Below are 17,847 nucleotides of genomic sequence, written 5' to 3' on the forward strand. Positions count from 1 at the left end.
CGCACGGGGCGGCCGGTCAGTCCGGGTACCGCCCGCCGAGCCGTCGCCAGTGCTCGGCCAGCGCCGGCCGCACGGGGGCCGCCAGCACCTCGGCGAGCTGCGCTTCGGCTTCCCGGGCGGTGTTTTCGGCCGCCTTCCGCAGCTTCTCGTCGAGCTGGGCGGCCAGCTCGCCCGATCCCGGGTAGGCCTGCTCGATCAGCCGCATCGCGACGCTCTCCCGCAGGCCCGCCTGGGCGTCGTCGATGGCGAGCTGGTCGCTGCGCAGCCCGTCGGCCCGGCCCAGGTCGACGGTGTGCCGGGCGTCGAGGACCAGCCCGGCGGGCGACGCCACCCCGTGGCGGACCGCGATCCGCAGCAGGTCGGCACCGAAGGCGCGTTCCGCGGGCGCCCAGGGCAGCGCGTCCAGCTCGGCCGGGGCGCGCGAGACCGCGTCGCCGGGCGCGGCGCACCAGGACATGGTGCCCGGCGGGCTCAAGCGGTAGAGCATCCGGGGTCCCGTCACGAGGTGGATTCGGCGCTCTTCTTCGCCTGCAGGTTCCGCCGCAGGGTCGTGAGCGCCCGGTGCTGGGCCACGCGGACCGCGCCCGCGCTGCTCAACCCCACCGCCACCGCCGTCTCCTCCGCGGTCATGCCCAGGATGATGCGCAGCACCAGGATCTCGCGCTGGCGCGGCGGGAGCGTGTCGAGCAGGCCGGACGACCAGTCGAGCGCGGCGGAGCGCTGGACCTCCTCGCCCGTCGGGTCGGTGCCTTCCGCGCCCTCCGAGCGGCCGGCGGGCGGCTCCGCGACCGGGCTGGTGCGGTCGCGGGAGCGGCGGCGGTGGAAGTCGGCGATCTTGTGCGCGGCGATGCCGAAGACGAACGGCAGGAACCCGTCGAGCTCGTACCGGTAGCCGGGCAGCGCGCGCACCACCGCGAGCAGCACGTCCTGGGCGCAGTCCTCGGCGTCGGACGAGCCGTCCTGCCACGACCCGAGCCGGCCGAGGCAGTAGCGGAACACGATCGGCCGCAGCTCGCGCAGCAGCCCCGCCACCGCGGCCCGGTTGCCGGCGACGGCCTGCCGGACGAGCGCGGTGTCGAGCGAGAACGTCGCCGCGGGCGGGGAGTCACCCCCGGCGGAATGCGGCGGCATCGGCCTCACCTCTTCCTTCGGACGCACGCCGGCAACGGACGGTCACGACGGTAGGTCGCGCCGCGTGTCCGCCACACCGGCCGGGCGCCCGTGCGGACCCGGGTCTTTCGGCACTGGCGGACGGCGCCGTCGTAGGGGTTTCGGAGCCGGGCCGGGCGTGGCCGGGTCGAACGGCCCTACCGGCGACCCTCGGCAACGGATCACGCTGGTGGCCGGGAATATTCACAGGAGAAGCACAGGGACGAGATGGCTGACGATGTGGGCTTCGGGCTCTTGCTCGACCGGGCGCAGTGCCTCGCGCTGCTCCGGACGGCGAGCCTCGGCCGGGTGATCTTCACCCACCGGGCGATGCCGGCCGTCCGCCCGGTGCGGTTCACCGTCGTCGGGGAGAGCGTCGTGTTCGCCGTGCCCGAAGGCAGTCCCCTCTACGCCGGCGCGCGCGACGCCGTCGTCGCGTTCGAGGCCGACGACTTCGCCGCCGACCTCGGCGCGGGCTGGTTCGTCAGCCTGCTCGGCCGGGCCGGCGAGTTCCGGGACTCCTCGGCCGCCGAGATCGCCTGCCTGTGCCCGTGTCCGTCCCAGGCCGGGCGGCGGTTCCTGCAGATCCCGGTCGAGGCGATCACCGGTCACCGAATGGCCTGCCCGGCCGAGTAACAACGCCGTGGCACCGAACGACCCACCGGATGGACGAACCGGCTTGGGCCGGCACGGGCAGTGACCTGTGGCACCCTTGACGGCCCGGGGAGACCCCCGGGAGTGGGCGACGCCAGCGGAGTCGACAAGAAAGTGGCGGACGAAATCGGCATGCCGGCGATCCTCGCCGCGGTGGCCGGGATCGCGCGGGAGCTGGAGATGCCGGCGTTGCTCGAACGAGCGGTGACGACGGTGTGCGAGCTGGTCGGGGCGCGCCACGGCCGCGTCGAGGTGACCGGACCCGAGGGCGGTGTGGCCGAGTACGGCCGGCCCGGCACGAGCGACGGCGCGGTCGAGATCCCCGTGCGCGCCGGGCCCAAGACCTTCGGCACCTTCCGGATCGAGCCCGGCGAAGGCGGCTTCGCCGGCCGCCGGCGTGAAGTGCTGGGCGCGCTCACCGCGGCGACCGGGATGGCCGTCGAGAAAGCGCTGCTCGTCGACGGGATGCGCCGCCGCGAACGCTGGCTCGAGGCCTCCTACGACGTCACCAAGGCCCTGCTCGGCGCGCAGAGCCTGCGCGCCACCCTGCGGCTGATCGCCGAACGCGCCCGCGTCGTGGCCGGCGGCACCGGCGGCGCGATCGCCCTGCCCGCGGGGCCCGGGTTGCTGGTGTTCGACGTCGTCGAGCCGCCGGGGGAGGACTCCGACCGCCTCACCGGGCTGACCATCCCGACCGAGGGCACCGCGACCGGGATCGCGTTCACCACGCGCCGGCCGATCGTCGTGCGGGACTACGGCGAGCACGTCCAGAACGAGCAGCGCGACCGCGCCGGGCCGATGCCCGCCATGATCAAGGACCTGGACTCGGCGATCTCGGTGCCGCTGATCGTCGGCGAGGAGACCCTCGGGGTGCTGCTCGTGGCGAAGTTCCGCGACCGCTCGCCCTTCACCGACTCCGACGTCCAGCTGGCCGAGACGTTCGCCGGGCACGCCGCGCTCGCCGTCGAGTTCTCCCGGGCGCAGGAGGCCCGCCAGCAGCTCGCCGTCTTCGAGGACCGCGACCGGATCGCGCGCGACCTGCACGACCTGGTGATCCAGCGGCTGTTCGCGACCGGGCTCGGGCTCGAGGGCGTCAGCAGGCTGATCTCGGACCCGGGGGTCGGCGCGCGCGTCGCCGGGTTCGCCCACGACCTCGACGGCACGATCCGCGAGATCCGCAACAGCATCTTCTCCTTGCAGGCGCCCGCGCAGGCGCAGGGCAGCCTCCGCGCGGAGCTGCTGCGGGTGGCGGTCGACGCCCGGGACACGCTGGGCTTCGAACCGCGCGTCGGCTTCGACGGGCCGCTCGACGCCGCCGTGCCGGACGCGGTCCGCTCCGACCTGATCGCGTCGCTGCGGGAAGCCCTGACGAACGTCGCCCGCCACGCCGGCGCGACGTCGTGCTCGGTCGAGGTCACCGTGGACGGGCTCGGCACGCGGCTGAGCCTGGTGGTGCGCGACGACGGGACCGGGCCGCCCCCGGGCCCCGGGCGGGTCAGCGGGCTCGCCAACCTGGCGGCCCGGGCCGCGCGGTGGGGCGGGACGTGTGCGCTGGTGGCCGCCGGCGACGGCGGCTCCCGGCTGGAGTGGACGGCCGGGCTGCCGGCCCGGTCGGCCGGCGAACAAGGGACTGCGTGATGACGATTTCGGTGTTCCTGCTCGACGACCACGAGCTGGTCCGCACCGGGCTGAAGACCGTCTTCGAGTCCGAGCCGGACATCGAAGTGGTCGGCGAGGCCGGCACGGCCGCCGAGGCCCTGGTCCGGATCCCGCAGGTCCGGCCGGACGTGGCCATCCTGGACGTCCGGCTGCCCGACGGCCAGGGCGTCGAGGTCTGCCGCGAGATCCGCTCGACGCTCGAGCCGCCGCCCGCCTGCCTGATGCTCACGTCCTATTCGGACGACGACGCCCTGTTCGGCGCCATCATGGCCGGCGCGGCCGGGTACATGCTCAAGCAGGTCTCCGGCCGGTCCCTGATCGACGCCGTCCGCACGGTGGCCGTCGGCGGCTCGCTGCTGGACGCCACGCTCACCGCGTCCGTCATGAACAGGTTGCGGGGGGAGACGGCCTCGGCCCCGGATCCGCGGTACGAGCAGCTCAGCCCGCAGGAGCGGCGGGTGCTCGACCTGGTGGCCGAAGGCCTGACCAACCGGCAGATCGCGGAACGGCTTTTCCTGGCGGAAAAGACCGTCAAGAACTACGTTTCTTCCGTGCTGCACAAACTCGGCGTCGAGCGGCGGACGTCGGCCGCGGTCTACGTGTCCCAACGGCGCAACGAACCGGGACGATCGGGCTGATCTCACGACCGATCGGACGAAACCGGTGGGGCGTCCGACGTATCTGGGCGCGAATGGAGTACACCTGTCGGGGTGACCGCACGGGCCGCACGGGACTCGTCGCGGGGTGGAGGGGACGGCATGTCGGGGTTTTCGAGCGGGGACTACGTCACACAGCAGATCCACGCGCTCGCGAAAGCGGTGCGCGAGGAAGGGGCCGGCGGCGTCGGCACCCACAGCTTCCAGCTGGCCGAGCACCTGGCCGCGGAGGGCGGCGTCCACCGCGGCGACATCCTGACCGCGACGGCGACGCTGCTGGCCATGACGGCGTGGTGCGACGGCGCGGCCGACGCGGCGCTGCGGTTCGCGGAACTGGCGGGCGAGTGCGACGACGACTCCCGCGAACTGGTGACGCACCTGCTGACGCTGGAGATCGGCGCCGACCAGGGCTGGCTGCCGGAGGCCCAGGTGGAGGCGCTGCTGGAGTACGCCCGCCGCAACCGGAGGCGCGACCTCGTGACGCGGGTGCAGGCACTGGCCACGGGCCCGGGAGGCCGGCACCGCCGGGACTAGGCGATCTAGCGCTCCGGGTCCCAGTCCACGAGCTGGTCGAAGATCCGCCGGTCGCCGTCGAGCGTGAGGGTGTCCAGCGGAATCCGGCCGTAGAAGGCCAGGACGAGGTCATGGGCCGTGCCCCGGGCGGACGCGTCCGGGACGTCGCCGGCCGCGGGTGCCGGTAGGCGGTCGGCCCGTGCGCCGTCGGCGGCGAGCCGGTGGCGCCAGGACCGGCCCTCGGCGACGTGGTAGTCGACGACCGCGGGCTCGTGCGGCCAGGCGACCGTCGTGGTGCAGAAGGTGGACAGGAACTCTTCGGCCCCGTCGAGGGCCACCTCGTCCGGCAGCGGCCGCGGCGCGCCCACGGTGACCTGGGCGTCGTAGGTGTGCACCGCGACCTCGTGGAGCTGACGCCGGGCGACGGCACCACAGGTCCGCGGCGACTGCGTCTTGCCCCACCACGCCCAGCAACCCCGATCCGGCCCGGCTTCGCGCAAGGTGTCGAGCAGCTCCCGCGTCGCCGCGGCCGACCAGGCAAGCAAAGCCTCACGCTCCCGGGGCGGCGCCGAGACGTCCCGCGGCGCGGCCTTGGCTGTGGCATCAGGCCCGGCGACGATGGTGGCCGCCCAGGCGAGGCGACCCTCGCCCAGGTGCCGCACCAGGTCGAACAACGTCCACTCGGGACAGGTCGGCACCGGCACGTCGAGACTGGGCGCGACGCCCACCGCGGCACGGAAGGCCGCCGAGCGTTCGTCGATCAGCTGCAACAGGTCGGGGAAGTCCAGGGTGGAGTGCACGGAGGCTGTCTAGCACCACGCTCCGGCGCCCGGCCAGCGATTTCCACGGCCGGCGCCCTGACCTGCGAGTTGCAGGATTCTCGCAAGGAAGCCTGCACCTCGGTCCGCCAGCCTGACGCCGAGGCCCCGCCTGAACCGGGCGCGGCCCGCCGAGGGTGGAGGTTCCAGGTGGAGATCAGGAGACGGATCGCGACCGCGGTCGCGGTCATCGGGCTGGTGGCGACCACCGCGTTCGGTGGCGCGGCTGCGGCGTCGGCCCAGACTTTCCCGGACAAGGCGCCGCCCGGGTACGCGGGCCCGTTCCCCACCTGCAAGGGGGCCTTCCTGGAGCAGATCGACATTCCGCAGACCACCGGGTACGTCAGGGTCTGGTACTCGTCCGAGGGCAGCGGCACGTTCTGCGCGATGACCTTCGACAACCTCGACGGCAAGCACCACATCGAGGTGGTCCTCCAGCACGCCGGCTGGACGACCCAGTGGTACGACTCCGACGACGACTACGAAACCTACGCGGGCGGAATCTACGTCTCCGACGCGAACACCCTGTGCGCGAAGGTCTACGGGGAAGTGACCGTGAACGGGGTGCCCCACCCCAGCGGGTGGAACACGATCTGCAAACCACCGGTGGCGTGACCCGAGGGCGCCGGGGTCGCTGATCCCGGCGCCCTCGGCGAGGCGTCAGCTGATCACCACGCAACTCGCGCGGTTCTGCCAGTTGATGCTGCCGAGCCGGAGATCGGCGCTCTGGTCGATCCACGTGCTGCGGGTGCCGCTGCTGGGGCAGTCCCGCGCGTCGTAGAGCCGGATGTCGCAGGAGTGCGCGGTGTGCACCGAACTCGCTCGGTTGTCCCAGCCCCAGCCGTTGAGGTTGTACAGGCCCTCGGTGTCGGTGGTGGACGCCGTGCAGTTGCCGTAGCGATAGAACGTGATGCAGCTTCCGGAGTAGCCGGTGTTGTCGTAGAGCGTGAACGCGGAGACCGTGCCGTCGGCGTTGCCGACGGCCGTGCACGCCAGTGGCGCGGCCGACGCCACCTGGTTCCCGACCGGCCCCACGGCCAGCGCTCCCGCGGCGACGGCCGCTACGCCGAGTACCCGGGCCGCTGCCCGCACCTTCGTACGCATCCTCTGATCCCCCTCCCCGCGCCGGCGGTCCCGGCGCAACGTCGAGGTGATCGTGGAGGGCCGATCGTGTGATTTGCTTGCGGAGTTCCTGCATTTCGCCGGTCGAGCGGCTATGCCTGGTTCGGTGGGTCCGATCCGGGGAGGGTTCGGTGACAGTTCTTCGCGTGCTCGGCGAGATCGCCGTCGAGGTCGACGGCAGGCCGGTCGACCTCGGGACCACCCGGCAACGCTGCCTGCTCGCGGCGCTGGCCGTCGACGCCGGCCGGGTCGTTCCGGTCGACCGGCTGGTCGAGCGGATCTGGGGTCCCGACCTGCCGCGCCGGGGCCGGGCGACGCTCTACAGCTACGTCTCCCGGCTGAGGCAGGCGCTGGCCGAAGTGGACGGCCTGGACATCGTGCGGCGATCCGGCGGGTACGTCCTGACGACCGGCGACGCCGGACCCGTGCTGGACCTTCCGCTGTTCCGGGCGTTGTGCGCCCGGGCCCGGACCGAACCCGATCCGGCGGCGGCACCCGGGCTGCTGAGCAGGGCGCTGGACCTGTGGCACGGGGAGGCGCTCACCGGCCTCGACTGCGCGTGGGCCGACGCGGAACGCCGGCAGCTGGGCGAGGAACGGCTCGCCGCGCAACGCGCGCTCGTCGACGCCCGGCTGCGGGCGGGCGAGGGTGACGCGCTGGTCGCCGAGCTCGCCACGCGGGTCGTCGACCACCCGCTCGACGAGCACGTCGCCGGGCAGTACATGCGCGCCCTGCACCAGGCCGGGCGCGGCGCCGACGCGCTGGAGCACTACCACCGGATCCGGACGCGGCTGGTGGAAGAGCTGGGCACCGACCCGGGAACCGCGCTCCAGGACCTCCAGCAGACCCTGCTGAACACCACGCGCACAGCCGGGGGCACTCCCGCGGTGTGCCACCAGCTCCCGCGAGCACCCCGGCCGTTCGTCGGCCGCGACGACGACCTGGCCCGCCTGGACGCCGTGCTGGACCCGCGCGAGCCCGGCGGCACGGTGGTCATCTCGGCGATCGCCGGGGCGGGCGGCATCGGCAAGACGTGGCTGGCCCTGCACTGGGCCCACCGCCACACCGACCGGTTCCCCGACGGCCAGCTGTACGTGGACCTGCGCGGCTTCAGCCCCGACCACGCGCCGATGGCGCCGGCCGCCGCGATCCGCGGGTTCCTCGACGCGCTCGGGGTCGAACCCCGGCAGGTGCCGATCGACCCGCACGCCGGCGCGGCGCTGTTCCGCGACCTCGTCACCGGCCGGCGGATGCTGCTCGTGCTGGACAACGCCGCGGACACCACCCAGGTCACCCCGCTGCTGCCGGGCGGGGACACCTGCACCGTCCTGGTGACCGGCCGCACCCAGCTCACCGGACTGGTCACCGGGCACGCGGCCCACCACCTCCGCCTCGACGTCCTGTCCGAGCACGAAGCCCGCCTCCTGCTCACCAGCCGGCTCGGCGCCGCCCGCACGACGGCCGAAGCGGCGGCGGCGGACCGGCTGATCGCCTTCTGCGGCGGGTTCCCGCTGGCGCTGGGCATCGTCGCCGCGCGCGCCCAGCTGCGGCCGGACCTCCCGTTGAGCGTGCTGGCCGGCGAACTGCGGGACGCCGGGCTCCAGGCCCTCGCCGACGACGACCCCACCGCCAGCCTGCCCACCGTGCTGTCGTGGTCGCTCGACGCACTGGCGCCGGAGCAGGCGAGCGCGTTCGCCCTGCTCGGGGTCGCACCCGGGCCCGACCTCGGACCCGAAGCCGCCGCTGCCCTGCTCGACCGGCCCCCGGCGGACACCCAGCGGATCCTGCGCGGACTGGAACAGGCGTCACTGCTCACCCGGACCGGCCGCGGCCGCTACCGGCTCCACGACCTGATCCGCCGGCACGCCACCCTCACGGCGGCCGGGCTTCCCACGCACGTCCGCGCCGCCGCGCAGCACCGGGTCGTCGACTTCTACCTGCACACCGCGTACCGCGCCGACCGGCTCCTGAACCCGCACCGCGAACCGGGCCACCCGGCGCCGGCCGCTCCCCGGCACGCCGTGCCCGAGCTGCCCGACGACGCGGCCGCGCTGAGCTGGTTCGACACCGAGCACGCTTGCCTGCTGGCGGCCCTGGACACCGCGTCCGGGAACCGGCGCCACCGGACGGCGTGGGACCTGGCCTGGGCGCTCGAGACGTTCCACCGGCGGCAGGGACACCTGCACGACCGGCTCGGCACCTGGCAGGTCGCGATGACGGCGGCCGGGCACCTCGCCGACCCGGCGACCCGGATCCTCACCCACCGCCTGCTCGGCCGCGCCCACGCCGACCTGGGCGCTCACACGCAGGCGAACGTCCACCTGCAGGAAGCACTGACCCGCGCCGAGCGGCACGACGACACGACCAACCAGGCCCACACCCACCGGACCCTCGCCGCCGCGTGGGGCGCGCAAGGCGATCACCAGAAGGCCCGCGAGCACGCCAGGCAGGCGTTGCGCATCAGCCGGGACGTCGGCAACCCCGACTGGGAAGCCGGTGCGCTCAACGCGATCGGCTGGTACGCGGCCCAGCTCGGCGCCTACGACGAAGCCCGCGAACACTGCGAAGCCGCCCTGGACCTGTTCCGCCGTCAAGGAAACGCCGAGGGGGAGGCGACCACTTCGGACAGTCTCGGCTACATCGCGCACCGCGTCGGGAACCACGCCGAGGCCGTCGGCCACTACCGCGAGGCCATCTGCCGGCTCCGCGAAATCGGTTCCACCACCGAGGAAGCCGGCACCCTCGACCGGCTCGGCACCGCGTACGCGGCACTCGGACGGCACAGCGAAGCCGCCGAAACGTGGCGGGATGCGCTCACACTCTGCCGACGCCAAGGCCGTGACGACGACGCCCGCCGCGTGCAGCGGCAGCTCGACGCGCTCGAGCGGACCCCGGTGCGCTGACCGCCGCTAGGCGACGACGCCGGTCAGCGCGAAGAACTCCTGCCGCGTCTTGGGTTCTTCGCGCACCAGGCCGTGCAGCGACGAGGTGACGGTGAGCGCGCCGCTCGCCCGGACCCCGCGCAGGGACATGCAGAGGTGCTCGGCTTCGATCACCACGCCGACGCCCTTCGGTGCCAGGTGCTCCTGGAGCCAGTCGGCGACCTGCTTGGTCAGCCGCTCCTGCACCTGCAGGTCGCGGGCGAACAGCTCGACGACCCGGGCGAGCTTCGAGAGGCCGAGGATGCGCTCGCCCGGCAGGTAGCCCACGTGCGCGACGCCGCGGAAGGGCAGCATGTGGTGCTCGCACAGGGACTGCACCGGGATGCTCTTGGCGAGCACGAGCTCGTCGTAGCCCTCGTCGTTGGGGAACGTCGTCAGCTTGAAGTCGCGGGGCCGCAGCATCTCCGCGTAGGCGTTCGCCACCCGCCGCGGGGTGTCGCCGAGGTGCTCCGAGGTCGGGTCCTTGCCCAGCGCCCGCAGCAGGTCGGCCACCGCGCGTTCGGCCGCGTGGAGGTCGAAGGCGTCGCGGTCGGGGACGACACCGAGGTGCCGGAGGGGAACCGGTTCGCTCATGGGTTCGGCTGTCACGGGGAGCCCCTTCGTTCTAAAACCAAGTCGTACCGACGTTAGAAGGCCGCCCGGGTTTTCGTCAACGGTTATTTGTTTTAGAATGCGGTGATGCACGAACCCCAGGCCGGTGCGCTGGCCGCGGTCGCCGCGCTCGACGAGCCCACCCGGCGCCGGCTGTACGACTACGTCGTCCGCCAGCCCGGGCCGGTGAGCCGCGACGACGTCGCCGCCGCCCTGAGTGTGCCCCGGCCGACCGTCGCGTTCCACCTCGACCGCCTGGTGGACGCCCAGCTCCTCGCCGTCGGGCACGAACGCCGCACCGGGCGCACCGGGCCGGGGGCCGGACGCCCGGCGAAGCTCTACCGCCGCTCGGACCGCCAGGTGACGGTCTCGCTGCCGGAACGCGACTACGAGCTGGCCGGCCACCTCCTGGCGACGGCGGTCGAGGAAGCCGGCGAGACCGGCGGCTCGGCCCGGGAGATCCTGGCGTTGCGGGCGCGGGAGCTGGGGGAGCGGCGGGGGGCCGCCGCGGCCGATCTCACGGCGGCGCTCGAGGCGCACGGGTTCGAGCCCCGGACCGAGGAAGGCGAGGTGCTCCTGGGGAACTGCCCGTTCCACCGGCTGGCCCGGGCACACCCGGAACTGGTCTGCGAGATGAACCTCGCGCTGGTGGCGGGCCTGCTGACCGGCGCGGGTGCGCCGGAGCTGACCGCGCGCCCCGACCCGCGGCCGGGCCGGTGCTGCGTGCGGCTGACGGCGCTCTAGCTCTGCGCGGCCCCAAGGCCGCCGACACGACCCGCGGCCGGGGCGGTGCGGCTGACGCCGGCTTAGCTGCGTGCGGCCAGGACGAACAGGAACGCGCCGAAAACGACCAGCGCCGCCGACACGATGCGGTGAAGGTGCTGCTGCCGCAGCCGCTTCGCCAGCCGCGTGCCGACGAGCGCGCCGGCTCCGGCGATGCCGCCGAGCAGCGTGCCGAGTCCGAAGTGGACGGAGCCGTGCGCGGCGTAGCCGAGCGTCGCGAAGCCGACGAGCGGCAGCTGGATCAGCTGCCCGGCCGCGACGGTCGTCAACGCCGGGACGCCGAGCGCCAGCAGCGCCGGGACGAGCAGCACCGGCCCGCCGGTCCCGGTCAGCGCCGAACCGAACCCGACGACCACGCCGATCGTGACGGTCGCGGCGACGGGCAGGTCGTCGCGCACCCGCGACGTCTTGGCGCGGAACCACAGGTTGTACGCGCCGGAACCGGCCGTCACGACGGCGAGCACCAGCCACAGCACGGCGGCCGGGAGCAGCCCGTTCACCAGCGCCCCGGCGGCCGCGGCGGGCGCCGCGCCGAGGGTGAGCAGGCCGCCGAACCGCCACGGCATGGCCTGCTGGCGGGCGTACCCGAGGGTGCCGACGAGCCCGGTGAACAGGAAGGCCCAGCTGCTGGTCCCGGCCGCGGCGTGGACGTCGAGCCCGCCGAGCCAGGTGAGCGCGGGCGGCAGCAGCACCCCGCCGACGCCGACGGTCCCGATCAGCACCCCGACGGGCACCGCGACCAGCAGGACGACCCACACGCCCCCGACGGTAGTACGGCCCCTGGGACCTGCTTCGCCGAGCCGGTCCGCGACCTCTCAGCCGGAGTCGGCGTCGAACCGCAGCTTCGAGGTGATCCGGTAGCGGTCGCCGCGGTACACCGAGCGGGTCAGCTCGACGATCCGGCCGGCGGTGTCGCGGGTGACCCGCTCGACCTGCAGGATCGGCGCGTACACCGGGACGTCCAGCAGCTCGGCCTGCTCGGGGTTGGTCACGGCGGGCTCCATCGTCTGCTCGGCCTCGGCCACGGTGATCCCGAACCGCTCCCGCAGCAGCCGGTAGAAGTTCCCGGCCTCCATGTCGGCCGGCGCCAGCCCGGGCACGAGCTCGGCGGGCAGGTCGAGGCGCTCGATGGCGATCGGCTCGTCGTCGACGTAGCGCACGCGCGTCACCCGCAGGACCGGCGCGCCGCTAGTGACCTCCAGCCGCGCCGCGCGCGGGGCGCTCGCGGGCGCCGTCGTGAACGCGACGACCTCGCTGGTCCAGTTCCCCTCCGCCGGCGGCACGCCCAGGCCCGCGGCGCTGCCGGCGAGCTCCTGGGTGACCTTGTGCGGGCTGGTGAACGTGCCGCGGCCGCGCTGGCGGACCAGCAGGCCGGTGCGGGTGAGCTCGTCGATGGCCGCGCGGACGGTCGGGCGGGACACGCCCAGCTCCTGCGCCAGGTCGCGTTCCGAGGCCAGCCCGGTGCCCGGCCCGGCCTTCTCGATGACGTTCAGCAGGTGGCGGCGGACCCGGTCCCGTTTCGCGGTGGGCGGCCGGTCGGGTCCGAGCGCGTCTGCGGTCAAGTTCTCGGCTTTCGGAGTGCGGGGAGCCCGCCCGGGAACCGGACGCGCTCCTTCGGCAGGGCGTTCAGCGCGCGCAGCAGATCCAGGTGACCGGCCAAGCGGGCTTCGAAGTCAGCATAGTCGCGCGGGCCGGGGGACCAGGCCGACTCGGCGAGCGCGCACAGCCGCGGGAAGGCCAGCTGCCGCACGTGGTCGGGGGTCGGCGCGTGCTCGGTCCACAGCTGCGCCTGCGTGCCGATGACGCCGGGCCGGCCGCCGTTGTCCGGGTCGGCGGCGGGCAGGTTCCCGTCGAGGGGGTCGTAGGCGTGGACGTCGGCCAGGGTGGTGACGAGCTCGCGCGGCGGCTCGCCCGGCCCGTCGGTCTGCGGGTAGTCGAAGTAGGTCGACGTGTGCGGCGCCATGATCACCTGGTGGCCGCGGGCGACGGCCTGCGCGCCGTGGGCGGCGTCGCGCCAGCTGGCCACGGTCATCGCCGGCGGCAGGGTGCCCGGCGAGCGGCCCGTTTCGTCCCAGCAGACCGACTGCCGGCCCAGCTCGCCGAGGAACCCGTGCAGCTCGCCGAGGAACCAGGCGTGCAGCTCGGCGGTGTCCCGCAACCCGAGCGCCTTCGCGCGGGCGAGGGCGGCGGGCGCGGTCTCCCACTGCGTCGTCGGGCATTCGTCGCCGCCGATGTGCAGGTGCCGCGAGGGGAAGATCTCCGCGGTCTGCGTCAGGACGTCGCGGCAGAAGTCCAGGGCCGCGTCGTGCATGCCGAGGATGTCGGGGCTGATGCCCCATTCGGTCCACACCGGCAGCCGCCGCTGCGGGTGGTTGCCGAGCTCCGGGTAGGCGGCCAGCGCCGCCCGGACGTGCCCGGGCAGGTCGATCTCCGGCACGACCCGCACGCCGCGGGCGGCCGCGTGGCCGACCAGCCCGCGCAGCTCGGCGCGGGTGTAGAAACCGCCGTGCGGGACGCCGTCGAAGACCGTGCTGCCGGCCGCGCCGACCATCGACTCGCTGCGCCACGCGCCGACGTCGGTCAGCTTGGGGCGGCCGTCGATCTCGAGCCGCCAGCCCTGGTCGTCGGTGAGGTGCAGGTGCAGCACGTTGTACTTGTGCAGGGCGATGAGGTCGACGAACTCGTGCAGGAAGTCCAGGGGCATGAAGTGCCGGGCGACGTCGAGCAGCACCCCGCGCCAGGCCAGCCGCGGCCGGTCGCGGATCCGCAGGCACGGCCAGCGGTCCCGGCCGAGCTGCCGCAGCGTCTGGACGCCGTGGAACAGCCCGGCTTCCGCGCTCGCCACGAGCGTCACGAGGTCTTCGGTGACGTCCAGCTCGTACTCTTCCGGCCCGAGCCCGGGCCGCAGGTTCAGCCGGATCTCCGCGCCGTGGCCCGCGCCGAAGAAGCCGGTCAGGAGGTCGGCCGCGCGCCCGGCACCGGGACCGGCGACGACGCGCACCCCGCCGTCGAGCGTGAAGAACCCGTTGTGCCGCACCAGTTCCGCGGGCCGGGGGACCAAGGAGAGCACTAGCCCTTCACCGCGCCCGCGGTCATGCCCTCGACGAGGTGGCGCTGGACGAGCGCGAAGAACACGACCACCGGCAACGCGAACAGCGTCGACGCGGCGATCAGGCCGCCGTAGTCCGTCCCGGTGCTGGTGCTGAACGAGACCAGCCACACCGGCAGCGTGTACCCGGACTGGTCCTTCATGATCACGTAGGCGAACAGGAAGTCGTTCCAGGCCGTGATGAACGCGAACACGCTGGTCGCGATGAGCCCCGGCAGCACGAGCGGCAGCAGCACCGAGCCCATGATGCGCCCGCGCGTCGCGCCGTCGACCATGGCCGCCTCCTCGAGCTCGACCGGGATGCCGTGCAGGAAGCCCCGCAACGTCCAGATCGTGAACGGCAGCACCAGCGCCACGTAGGTGAGGGTGAGCCCGAACAGGTTGTTCAGCAGGTGCGCGCTCTTGAGGCCGAGGAACAGCGGGATGACCAGGGCGGGCACCGGCACCATCTGCAGGATCAGCACGCCGATGAGGAAGCTGCGGCGGCCGAAGAACCGGAACCGCGTCAACGCCGTCGCCGCCAGGAACGCCACGACGATCGCGAGCAGGACCACCGACACCGTCACGACGACGCTGTTGAGGAGGTCACGGGTGAAGCCCGGTTTCGCGAGGGCGTCGGCGAAGTTGCCGAGGGTGAAGTGCACCGGGAGGAACTGCGGCGTCGGGCTCAGGATGTCGCCGCGCGGCTTGAAGGCCGTGTTCACCATCCAGTAGACCGGGAACACCCACACCAGGCAGAACAGCGCCGCCATGGCGTTGGTCCCGATTCGCCGTCCCCGTGCCATCACAGGTCCTCTCCCGTTCGCACCAGCCGGCGCACGTACACGATGGTCATGGCCAGCAGCAGCAGGACCGAGACGACGGCGATCGCCGCGCCCTGGCCGAAGGAGTTGGTGCTGAAGGCCCGGGTGAACGTCCAGATCCCGAGCGTCGTCGTGCCCTGGCTGGGGCCGCCCTGGGTGAGGATCCAGATCTGGTTGAACACGGTGAAGTCCCAGATCACCGAGAGGATCGTGACCAGGCCGAAGATCGGCTGCAGGAACGGCCAGGTGATCGTCAGGTGCACCCGCCACGGCCCGGCACCGTCCAAAGTGGCCGCTTCGTAGTACGAGCGGGGGATCTGCGTCAGCCCGGCGTGCAGGGTGAGCGCCACGAACGGCACCGACTGCCACACCACCAGCAGCCAGACGAGCGTGAACGCCGACGCCGGGGTCGTCGTCCAGTCGTGCTGGGTGAAGTCGCCGAGGCCCAGCTGTGAGAGCAGCCAGTTCACCACGCCGTAGCCCGGCTGGAAGAGCCACTGCCAGACCAGGGTGGACGCCACGTTCGGCAACGCCCACGCGGCGATCAGGCTCATCGTGACGGCGACCCGCATCCGGGGACCGAGCCGCCGCAGCATCAGCGCGACGCCCGTGCCGATCACGAGCGTCCCGGCGACGAGCGCCACGCAGAACCCGACCGTGCGCAGCAGCACCGGGACCAGCTGGTCGTCGCCGAGCACCGCGGCGTAGTTGTCCCAGCCCGCCCACCCGGCCGTGCCGGTGAACAGGGCGCGCAGGCCGTACCCCTGGAACGAGATCAGCAGCAGCCGGACCAGCGGATACCCCAGCACCAGCCCGAGGACGACGACCGCGGGCAGGAGCAAGCCGTAGGGCAGCAGCGGACGTCGTCGCTTCCGCCGGGGCGCGGGCCGCGGCGCCACGACCGGCGCGGGTCGCTTCAGGACCTTCACGGCGTTCCTCCATCAAGGTGGGTGGGACGCCCGCGGTCAGGGGACGGCAGTCCACCGCGGACGTCCCACCCGGTCACGGGGCGGCGTTGAGCGCTTGGCCCAAGTGGGCGTCGAAGTCCCGCGCCGCGTCGGCCACGGACTTGCGGCCGGTCGCGATGTCGGCGAAGAAGGTGTTGACGGACTTGTCGCTCTCGATGGTCGCCCAGCCCGGCGTGGCCGGCGTGGCGCCGCTCGACTTCGCGGCGGCGTAGAACGCGGCCCGGATCGGCGGCAGCGTCGGCGTCACCTGGTCGATGATCTGCGGCGACACCGGCGTCCAGCCGTCGATGCCGACGATGGCGTCCCGCTGGACGGCCGGGCTCGCCGCGGCCTTCAGGTAGGCGAGGGCGAGGTCCTGGTTCTTGCTCTTCGCGGCGATCCCGAGGTCGGACCCGCCGAGGAACACCGGCTGGCTCTTGCCCGGCGTCGCGCTGGGGAAGGGGAACGTGCCGAGCCGGTCCTTCAGCTCGGGCTTGTTCTTCAGCACGGTGTTCACGCTGGTGTCGAGGATGGCCCCGGCGCCACCGGCGGCGAACATCGCGGCCTGGTCGGGTGCCTTGGTGTCGACGTTGCGCGACGCGGGCGTCGAGTAGGCGGCCTGGAAGTCCTTCCACGCCTGGAGCCCGCGCTGCGCGGCCGGCGATTCGAGCGCGCCGGCCCACTTGCCGCCGGACTCGGTGGCCAGCTCGCCGCCCGCGTCCCAGACGAACTGCAGCGCGCCGTACCAGTACTGCCCGGGGAAGTGGAACGCGGAGAAGCCCGGTTCCGGGTGCTTGGCCTTGATCTTGTCGAGGTCGGCGGTGAGCTCGGCGAACGTCGTGGGCGGCGCGGCGACCCCGGCGCCGGCCCAGAGCTGCTTGTCGTAGATCACCGCGCGGTTGCCGGCGAACAGCGGCGCGGCGTAGATCTTCCCGTCCACAGTGGCCGGTGCCGCCAGGCCGGGCAGCCAGGTCTGGCCGGCGGCGAGGTCGTCGCGGTGCCCGGTGAGGTCGGCCAGCGCGCCGTTGGCGGCGAACAGCGAGACGTCGGTGTTGCCGATCTCGATCACGTCCGGCGTGGTGTCCTGCGCCAGCGCCGTGCTGATCTTGGTGTTGATGTTGTCCCACTCTTGGATCTGCACGGTCACCTTCGCGCCGGTGGCCTTCTCGAACGCGGTGTTGATCGCGGCGGTGGCCTGGTCGCTCAGGTCGCCGTTCATCAGCCACACGGTGAGCTGCCCGCCACCCGGCGCGGCGGCCGGTCCGGCCGAGGTGCCGCAGGCGGTCAGGGCGAGAGCGAAGGTGAGCGAACCGGCCACGGCGGCCAGGGAGCGTCTGTTCACGGGGGCAACCTCCTCGGGTGGTGAGGAGCTTGCAGGTGACCATTGGTAAAGTCAACGAAGTTAGGTCGTTTGGTCTAGACCTTGTTGTTTCTCGACGTGCAGGTCCTAGCGTTGCGTCGGCTGGTGACCATTGGTCACTTCTGGGGATGCTGCGGCCAGGCGCCGCGGCCGATGAGGTGCAGGACGAGCGCCGAGACGTTCCACGCGTCGTCGTCCCCGCGGTGGTGCCGGCCCTCCAGGGGCAGCCCGGCCATGGCCAGCGCGCGGTCCATGCCGACGGGCCGGGCCAGCCGGTAGGCGCGCGCGAAGCGGGCCTTCGCGTTGAGGTGGCGCAGGCCGAAGGGGTAGGTCGCCGGGTCGGCCGCGCACTGGCGCTCGAACTGACGGCGGTCGTAGTCGCCCCAGCTGGCCCAGCCGCGCCGGGTCGTGGCGTGCTCGGCCGCGAGGATCCGGCACGCCTCGGCGAAGCTGACGCCGGCGTCGACGTCGGCCTGGGTGAGCCCGGTCAGCTCGGTGCAGAAAGCGCCGACGGCCGAGCGCTCCGGACGCACCAGGATCCGGTGCCGATCAAGCCGAGCCCGCCGCGCGGGGTCGACGACGGTGAGGCCGATCTCGATGATCTCGGAGGCTTGCCCGGCCGGCGGCTCGCCCGCCCAGCACGTCGCCTCGACATCGACGACGTTGAGCAGGGAAGCCACTCCCGCAGCGTATCGGGCGGCCGGCAGGGACGGGTGGGGTTCCGGGACCGGGCCGCACGTT

18 protein-coding genes and 1 pseudogene are annotated in these 17,847 nt (G+C 73.4%); 7 read left to right on the forward strand and 12 right to left on the reverse strand.

Annotated features, from left to right (window positions below):
* Positions 1-16 precede the first annotated feature (16 nt).
* Together OHS58_RS08655 and OHS58_RS08660 are read right to left on the reverse strand one after the other, a co-directional pair.
* Positions 17-502, reverse strand: a complete 486-nt coding sequence (locus tag OHS58_RS08655) for a hypothetical protein (protein ID WP_328647819.1) — start codon at positions 500-502, stop codon at positions 17-19.
* Complete coding sequence (locus tag OHS58_RS08660) at positions 499-1,131, reverse strand: sigma-70 family RNA polymerase sigma factor (RefSeq protein ID WP_326952717.1); 633 nt, start codon at positions 1,129-1,131, stop codon at positions 499-501. Before OHS58_RS08660 ends, OHS58_RS08655 begins: the two co-directional genes overlap by 4 nt.
* A gap of 246 nt (positions 1,132-1,377) precedes the next feature.
* Here OHS58_RS08660 and OHS58_RS08665 point away from each other — a divergent pair, with 246 nt between their 5' ends.
* The 4 genes from OHS58_RS08665 (at position 1,378) to OHS58_RS08680 (ending at position 4,652) form a co-directional block, all read left to right on the forward strand.
* Complete coding sequence (locus OHS58_RS08665) at positions 1,378-1,785, forward strand: pyridoxamine 5'-phosphate oxidase family protein (protein ID WP_326950370.1); 408 nt, start codon at positions 1,378-1,380, stop codon at positions 1,783-1,785.
* 150 nt (positions 1,786-1,935) lie between these two features.
* The gene (locus OHS58_RS08670; RefSeq protein ID WP_328649783.1) at positions 1,936-3,441 is read left to right on the forward strand and encodes a GAF domain-containing sensor histidine kinase; all 1,506 of its coding nucleotides are present in this window, start codon (positions 1,936-1,938) and stop codon (positions 3,439-3,441) included.
* Positions 3,441-4,100 carry a response regulator gene (locus OHS58_RS08675; protein WP_247052514.1) on the forward strand — a complete coding sequence of 220 codons (660 nt, stop codon included), beginning with the start codon at positions 3,441-3,443 and terminating at the stop codon, positions 4,098-4,100. The genes OHS58_RS08670 and OHS58_RS08675 overlap by 1 nt, the downstream gene beginning before the upstream one ends.
* Positions 4,101-4,220: 120 nt before the next feature.
* On the forward strand, positions 4,221-4,652 hold the full coding sequence (locus tag OHS58_RS08680) for a hypothetical protein (RefSeq protein WP_247052513.1): 432 nt from the start codon (positions 4,221-4,223) through the stop codon (positions 4,650-4,652).
* Between the two features lie 5 nt (positions 4,653-4,657).
* On the opposite strand, the gene OHS58_RS08685 is transcribed toward OHS58_RS08680, so the two are convergent.
* A complete protein-coding gene (locus tag OHS58_RS08685; protein ID WP_328647820.1) occupies positions 4,658-5,431 on the reverse strand; it encodes a maleylpyruvate isomerase family mycothiol-dependent enzyme in 774 nt (257 codons plus the stop codon).
* Between the two features lie 168 nt (positions 5,432-5,599).
* Between OHS58_RS08685 and OHS58_RS08690 the strand changes: the two genes are divergently transcribed.
* Complete coding sequence (locus OHS58_RS08690) at positions 5,600-6,064, forward strand: hypothetical protein (RefSeq protein ID WP_328647821.1); 465 nt, start codon at positions 5,600-5,602, stop codon at positions 6,062-6,064.
* 45 nt (positions 6,065-6,109) lie between these two features.
* Here OHS58_RS08690 and OHS58_RS08695 read toward each other — a convergent pair whose 3' ends face one another.
* Entirely contained in the window at positions 6,110-6,553 is a 444-nt protein-coding gene (locus tag OHS58_RS08695; protein ID WP_328647822.1) for a hypothetical protein, read from the reverse strand.
* 149 nt (positions 6,554-6,702) lie between these two features.
* Between OHS58_RS08695 and OHS58_RS08700 the strand changes: the two genes are divergently transcribed.
* On the forward strand, positions 6,703-9,474 hold the full coding sequence (locus OHS58_RS08700) for an AfsR/SARP family transcriptional regulator (RefSeq protein WP_328647823.1): 2,772 nt from the start codon (positions 6,703-6,705) through the stop codon (positions 9,472-9,474).
* Between the two features lie 6 nt (positions 9,475-9,480).
* Here OHS58_RS08700 and folE read toward each other — a convergent pair whose 3' ends face one another.
* Positions 9,481-10,086 (reverse strand): GTP cyclohydrolase I FolE, encoded by a 606-nt coding sequence (gene folE, locus OHS58_RS08705; RefSeq protein WP_247064365.1) that lies wholly within the window; start codon positions 10,084-10,086, stop codon positions 9,481-9,483.
* A 105-nt stretch (positions 10,087-10,191) separates the two neighbouring features.
* On the opposite strand from folE, the gene OHS58_RS08710 reads away from it, so the two are divergent.
* Complete coding sequence (locus OHS58_RS08710; protein WP_328647824.1) at positions 10,192-10,848, forward strand: helix-turn-helix transcriptional regulator; 657 nt, start codon at positions 10,192-10,194, stop codon at positions 10,846-10,848.
* A 62-nt stretch (positions 10,849-10,910) separates the two neighbouring features.
* On the opposite strand, the pseudogene OHS58_RS08715 reads toward OHS58_RS08710, so the two are convergent.
* From OHS58_RS08715 to OHS58_RS08750, 7 genes and pseudogenes are all read right to left on the reverse strand, one after another.
* A pseudogene (locus tag OHS58_RS08715) lies at positions 10,911-11,651 on the reverse strand (sulfite exporter TauE/SafE family protein); the annotation flags it as partial.
* 51 nt (positions 11,652-11,702) lie between these two features.
* Positions 11,703-12,449 (reverse strand): GntR family transcriptional regulator, encoded by a 747-nt coding sequence (locus OHS58_RS08725; protein ID WP_328647825.1) that lies wholly within the window; start codon positions 12,447-12,449, stop codon positions 11,703-11,705.
* On the reverse strand, positions 12,446-13,957 hold the full coding sequence (locus tag OHS58_RS08730; RefSeq protein WP_328647826.1) for a beta-N-acetylhexosaminidase: 1,512 nt from the start codon (positions 13,955-13,957) through the stop codon (positions 12,446-12,448). The genes OHS58_RS08725 and OHS58_RS08730 overlap by 4 nt, the downstream gene beginning before the upstream one ends.
* Complete coding sequence (locus OHS58_RS08735; protein ID WP_328647827.1) at positions 13,957-14,781, reverse strand: carbohydrate ABC transporter permease; 825 nt, start codon at positions 14,779-14,781, stop codon at positions 13,957-13,959. Before OHS58_RS08735 ends, OHS58_RS08730 begins: the two co-directional genes overlap by 1 nt.
* Positions 14,781-15,728, reverse strand: a complete 948-nt coding sequence (locus tag OHS58_RS08740) for a carbohydrate ABC transporter permease (protein WP_326950362.1) — start codon at positions 15,726-15,728, stop codon at positions 14,781-14,783. Before OHS58_RS08740 ends, OHS58_RS08735 begins: the two co-directional genes overlap by 1 nt.
* 73 nt (positions 15,729-15,801) lie before the next feature.
* Complete coding sequence (locus OHS58_RS08745; RefSeq protein WP_328647828.1) at positions 15,802-17,088, reverse strand: extracellular solute-binding protein; 1,287 nt, start codon at positions 17,086-17,088, stop codon at positions 15,802-15,804.
* Positions 17,089-17,222: 134 nt separating this feature from the next.
* On the reverse strand, positions 17,223-17,786 hold the full coding sequence (locus tag OHS58_RS08750) for a 3'-5' exonuclease (protein ID WP_326952726.1): 564 nt from the start codon (positions 17,784-17,786) through the stop codon (positions 17,223-17,225).
* Between the last annotated feature and the right edge of the window lie 61 nt (positions 17,787-17,847).

This window comes from Amycolatopsis sp. NBC_00348, assembly GCF_036114655.1.
Classification (GTDB): Bacteria; Actinomycetota; Actinomycetes; order Mycobacteriales; family Pseudonocardiaceae; genus Amycolatopsis.

Excerpts from the sequence above, each read along its gene's own strand:
- OHS58_RS08675 (WP_247052514.1), top strand. The coding sequence starts at position 3,441 with ATGACGATTTCGGTGTTCCTGCTCGACGACCACGAGCTGGTCCGCACC.
- OHS58_RS08735 (WP_328647827.1), bottom strand. The coding sequence starts at position 14,781 with ATGGCACGGGGACGGCGAATCGGGACCAACGCCATGGCGGCGCTGTTC.
- OHS58_RS08670 (WP_328649783.1), top strand. The coding sequence starts at position 1,936 with ATGCCGGCGATCCTCGCCGCGGTGGCCGGGATCGCGCGGGAGCTGGAG.
- folE (WP_247064365.1), bottom strand. The coding sequence starts at position 10,086 with ATGAGCGAACCGGTTCCCCTCCGGCACCTCGGTGTCGTCCCCGACCGC.
- OHS58_RS08695 (WP_328647822.1), bottom strand. The coding sequence starts at position 6,553 with ATGCGTACGAAGGTGCGGGCAGCGGCCCGGGTACTCGGCGTAGCGGCC.
- OHS58_RS08660 (WP_326952717.1), bottom strand. The coding sequence starts at position 1,131 with ATGCCGCCGCATTCCGCCGGGGGTGACTCCCCGCCCGCGGCGACGTTC.
- OHS58_RS08665 (WP_326950370.1), top strand. The coding sequence starts at position 1,378 with ATGGCTGACGATGTGGGCTTCGGGCTCTTGCTCGACCGGGCGCAGTGC.
- OHS58_RS08680 (WP_247052513.1), top strand. The coding sequence starts at position 4,221 with ATGTCGGGGTTTTCGAGCGGGGACTACGTCACACAGCAGATCCACGCG.
- OHS58_RS08710 (WP_328647824.1), top strand. The coding sequence starts at position 10,192 with ATGCACGAACCCCAGGCCGGTGCGCTGGCCGCGGTCGCCGCGCTCGAC.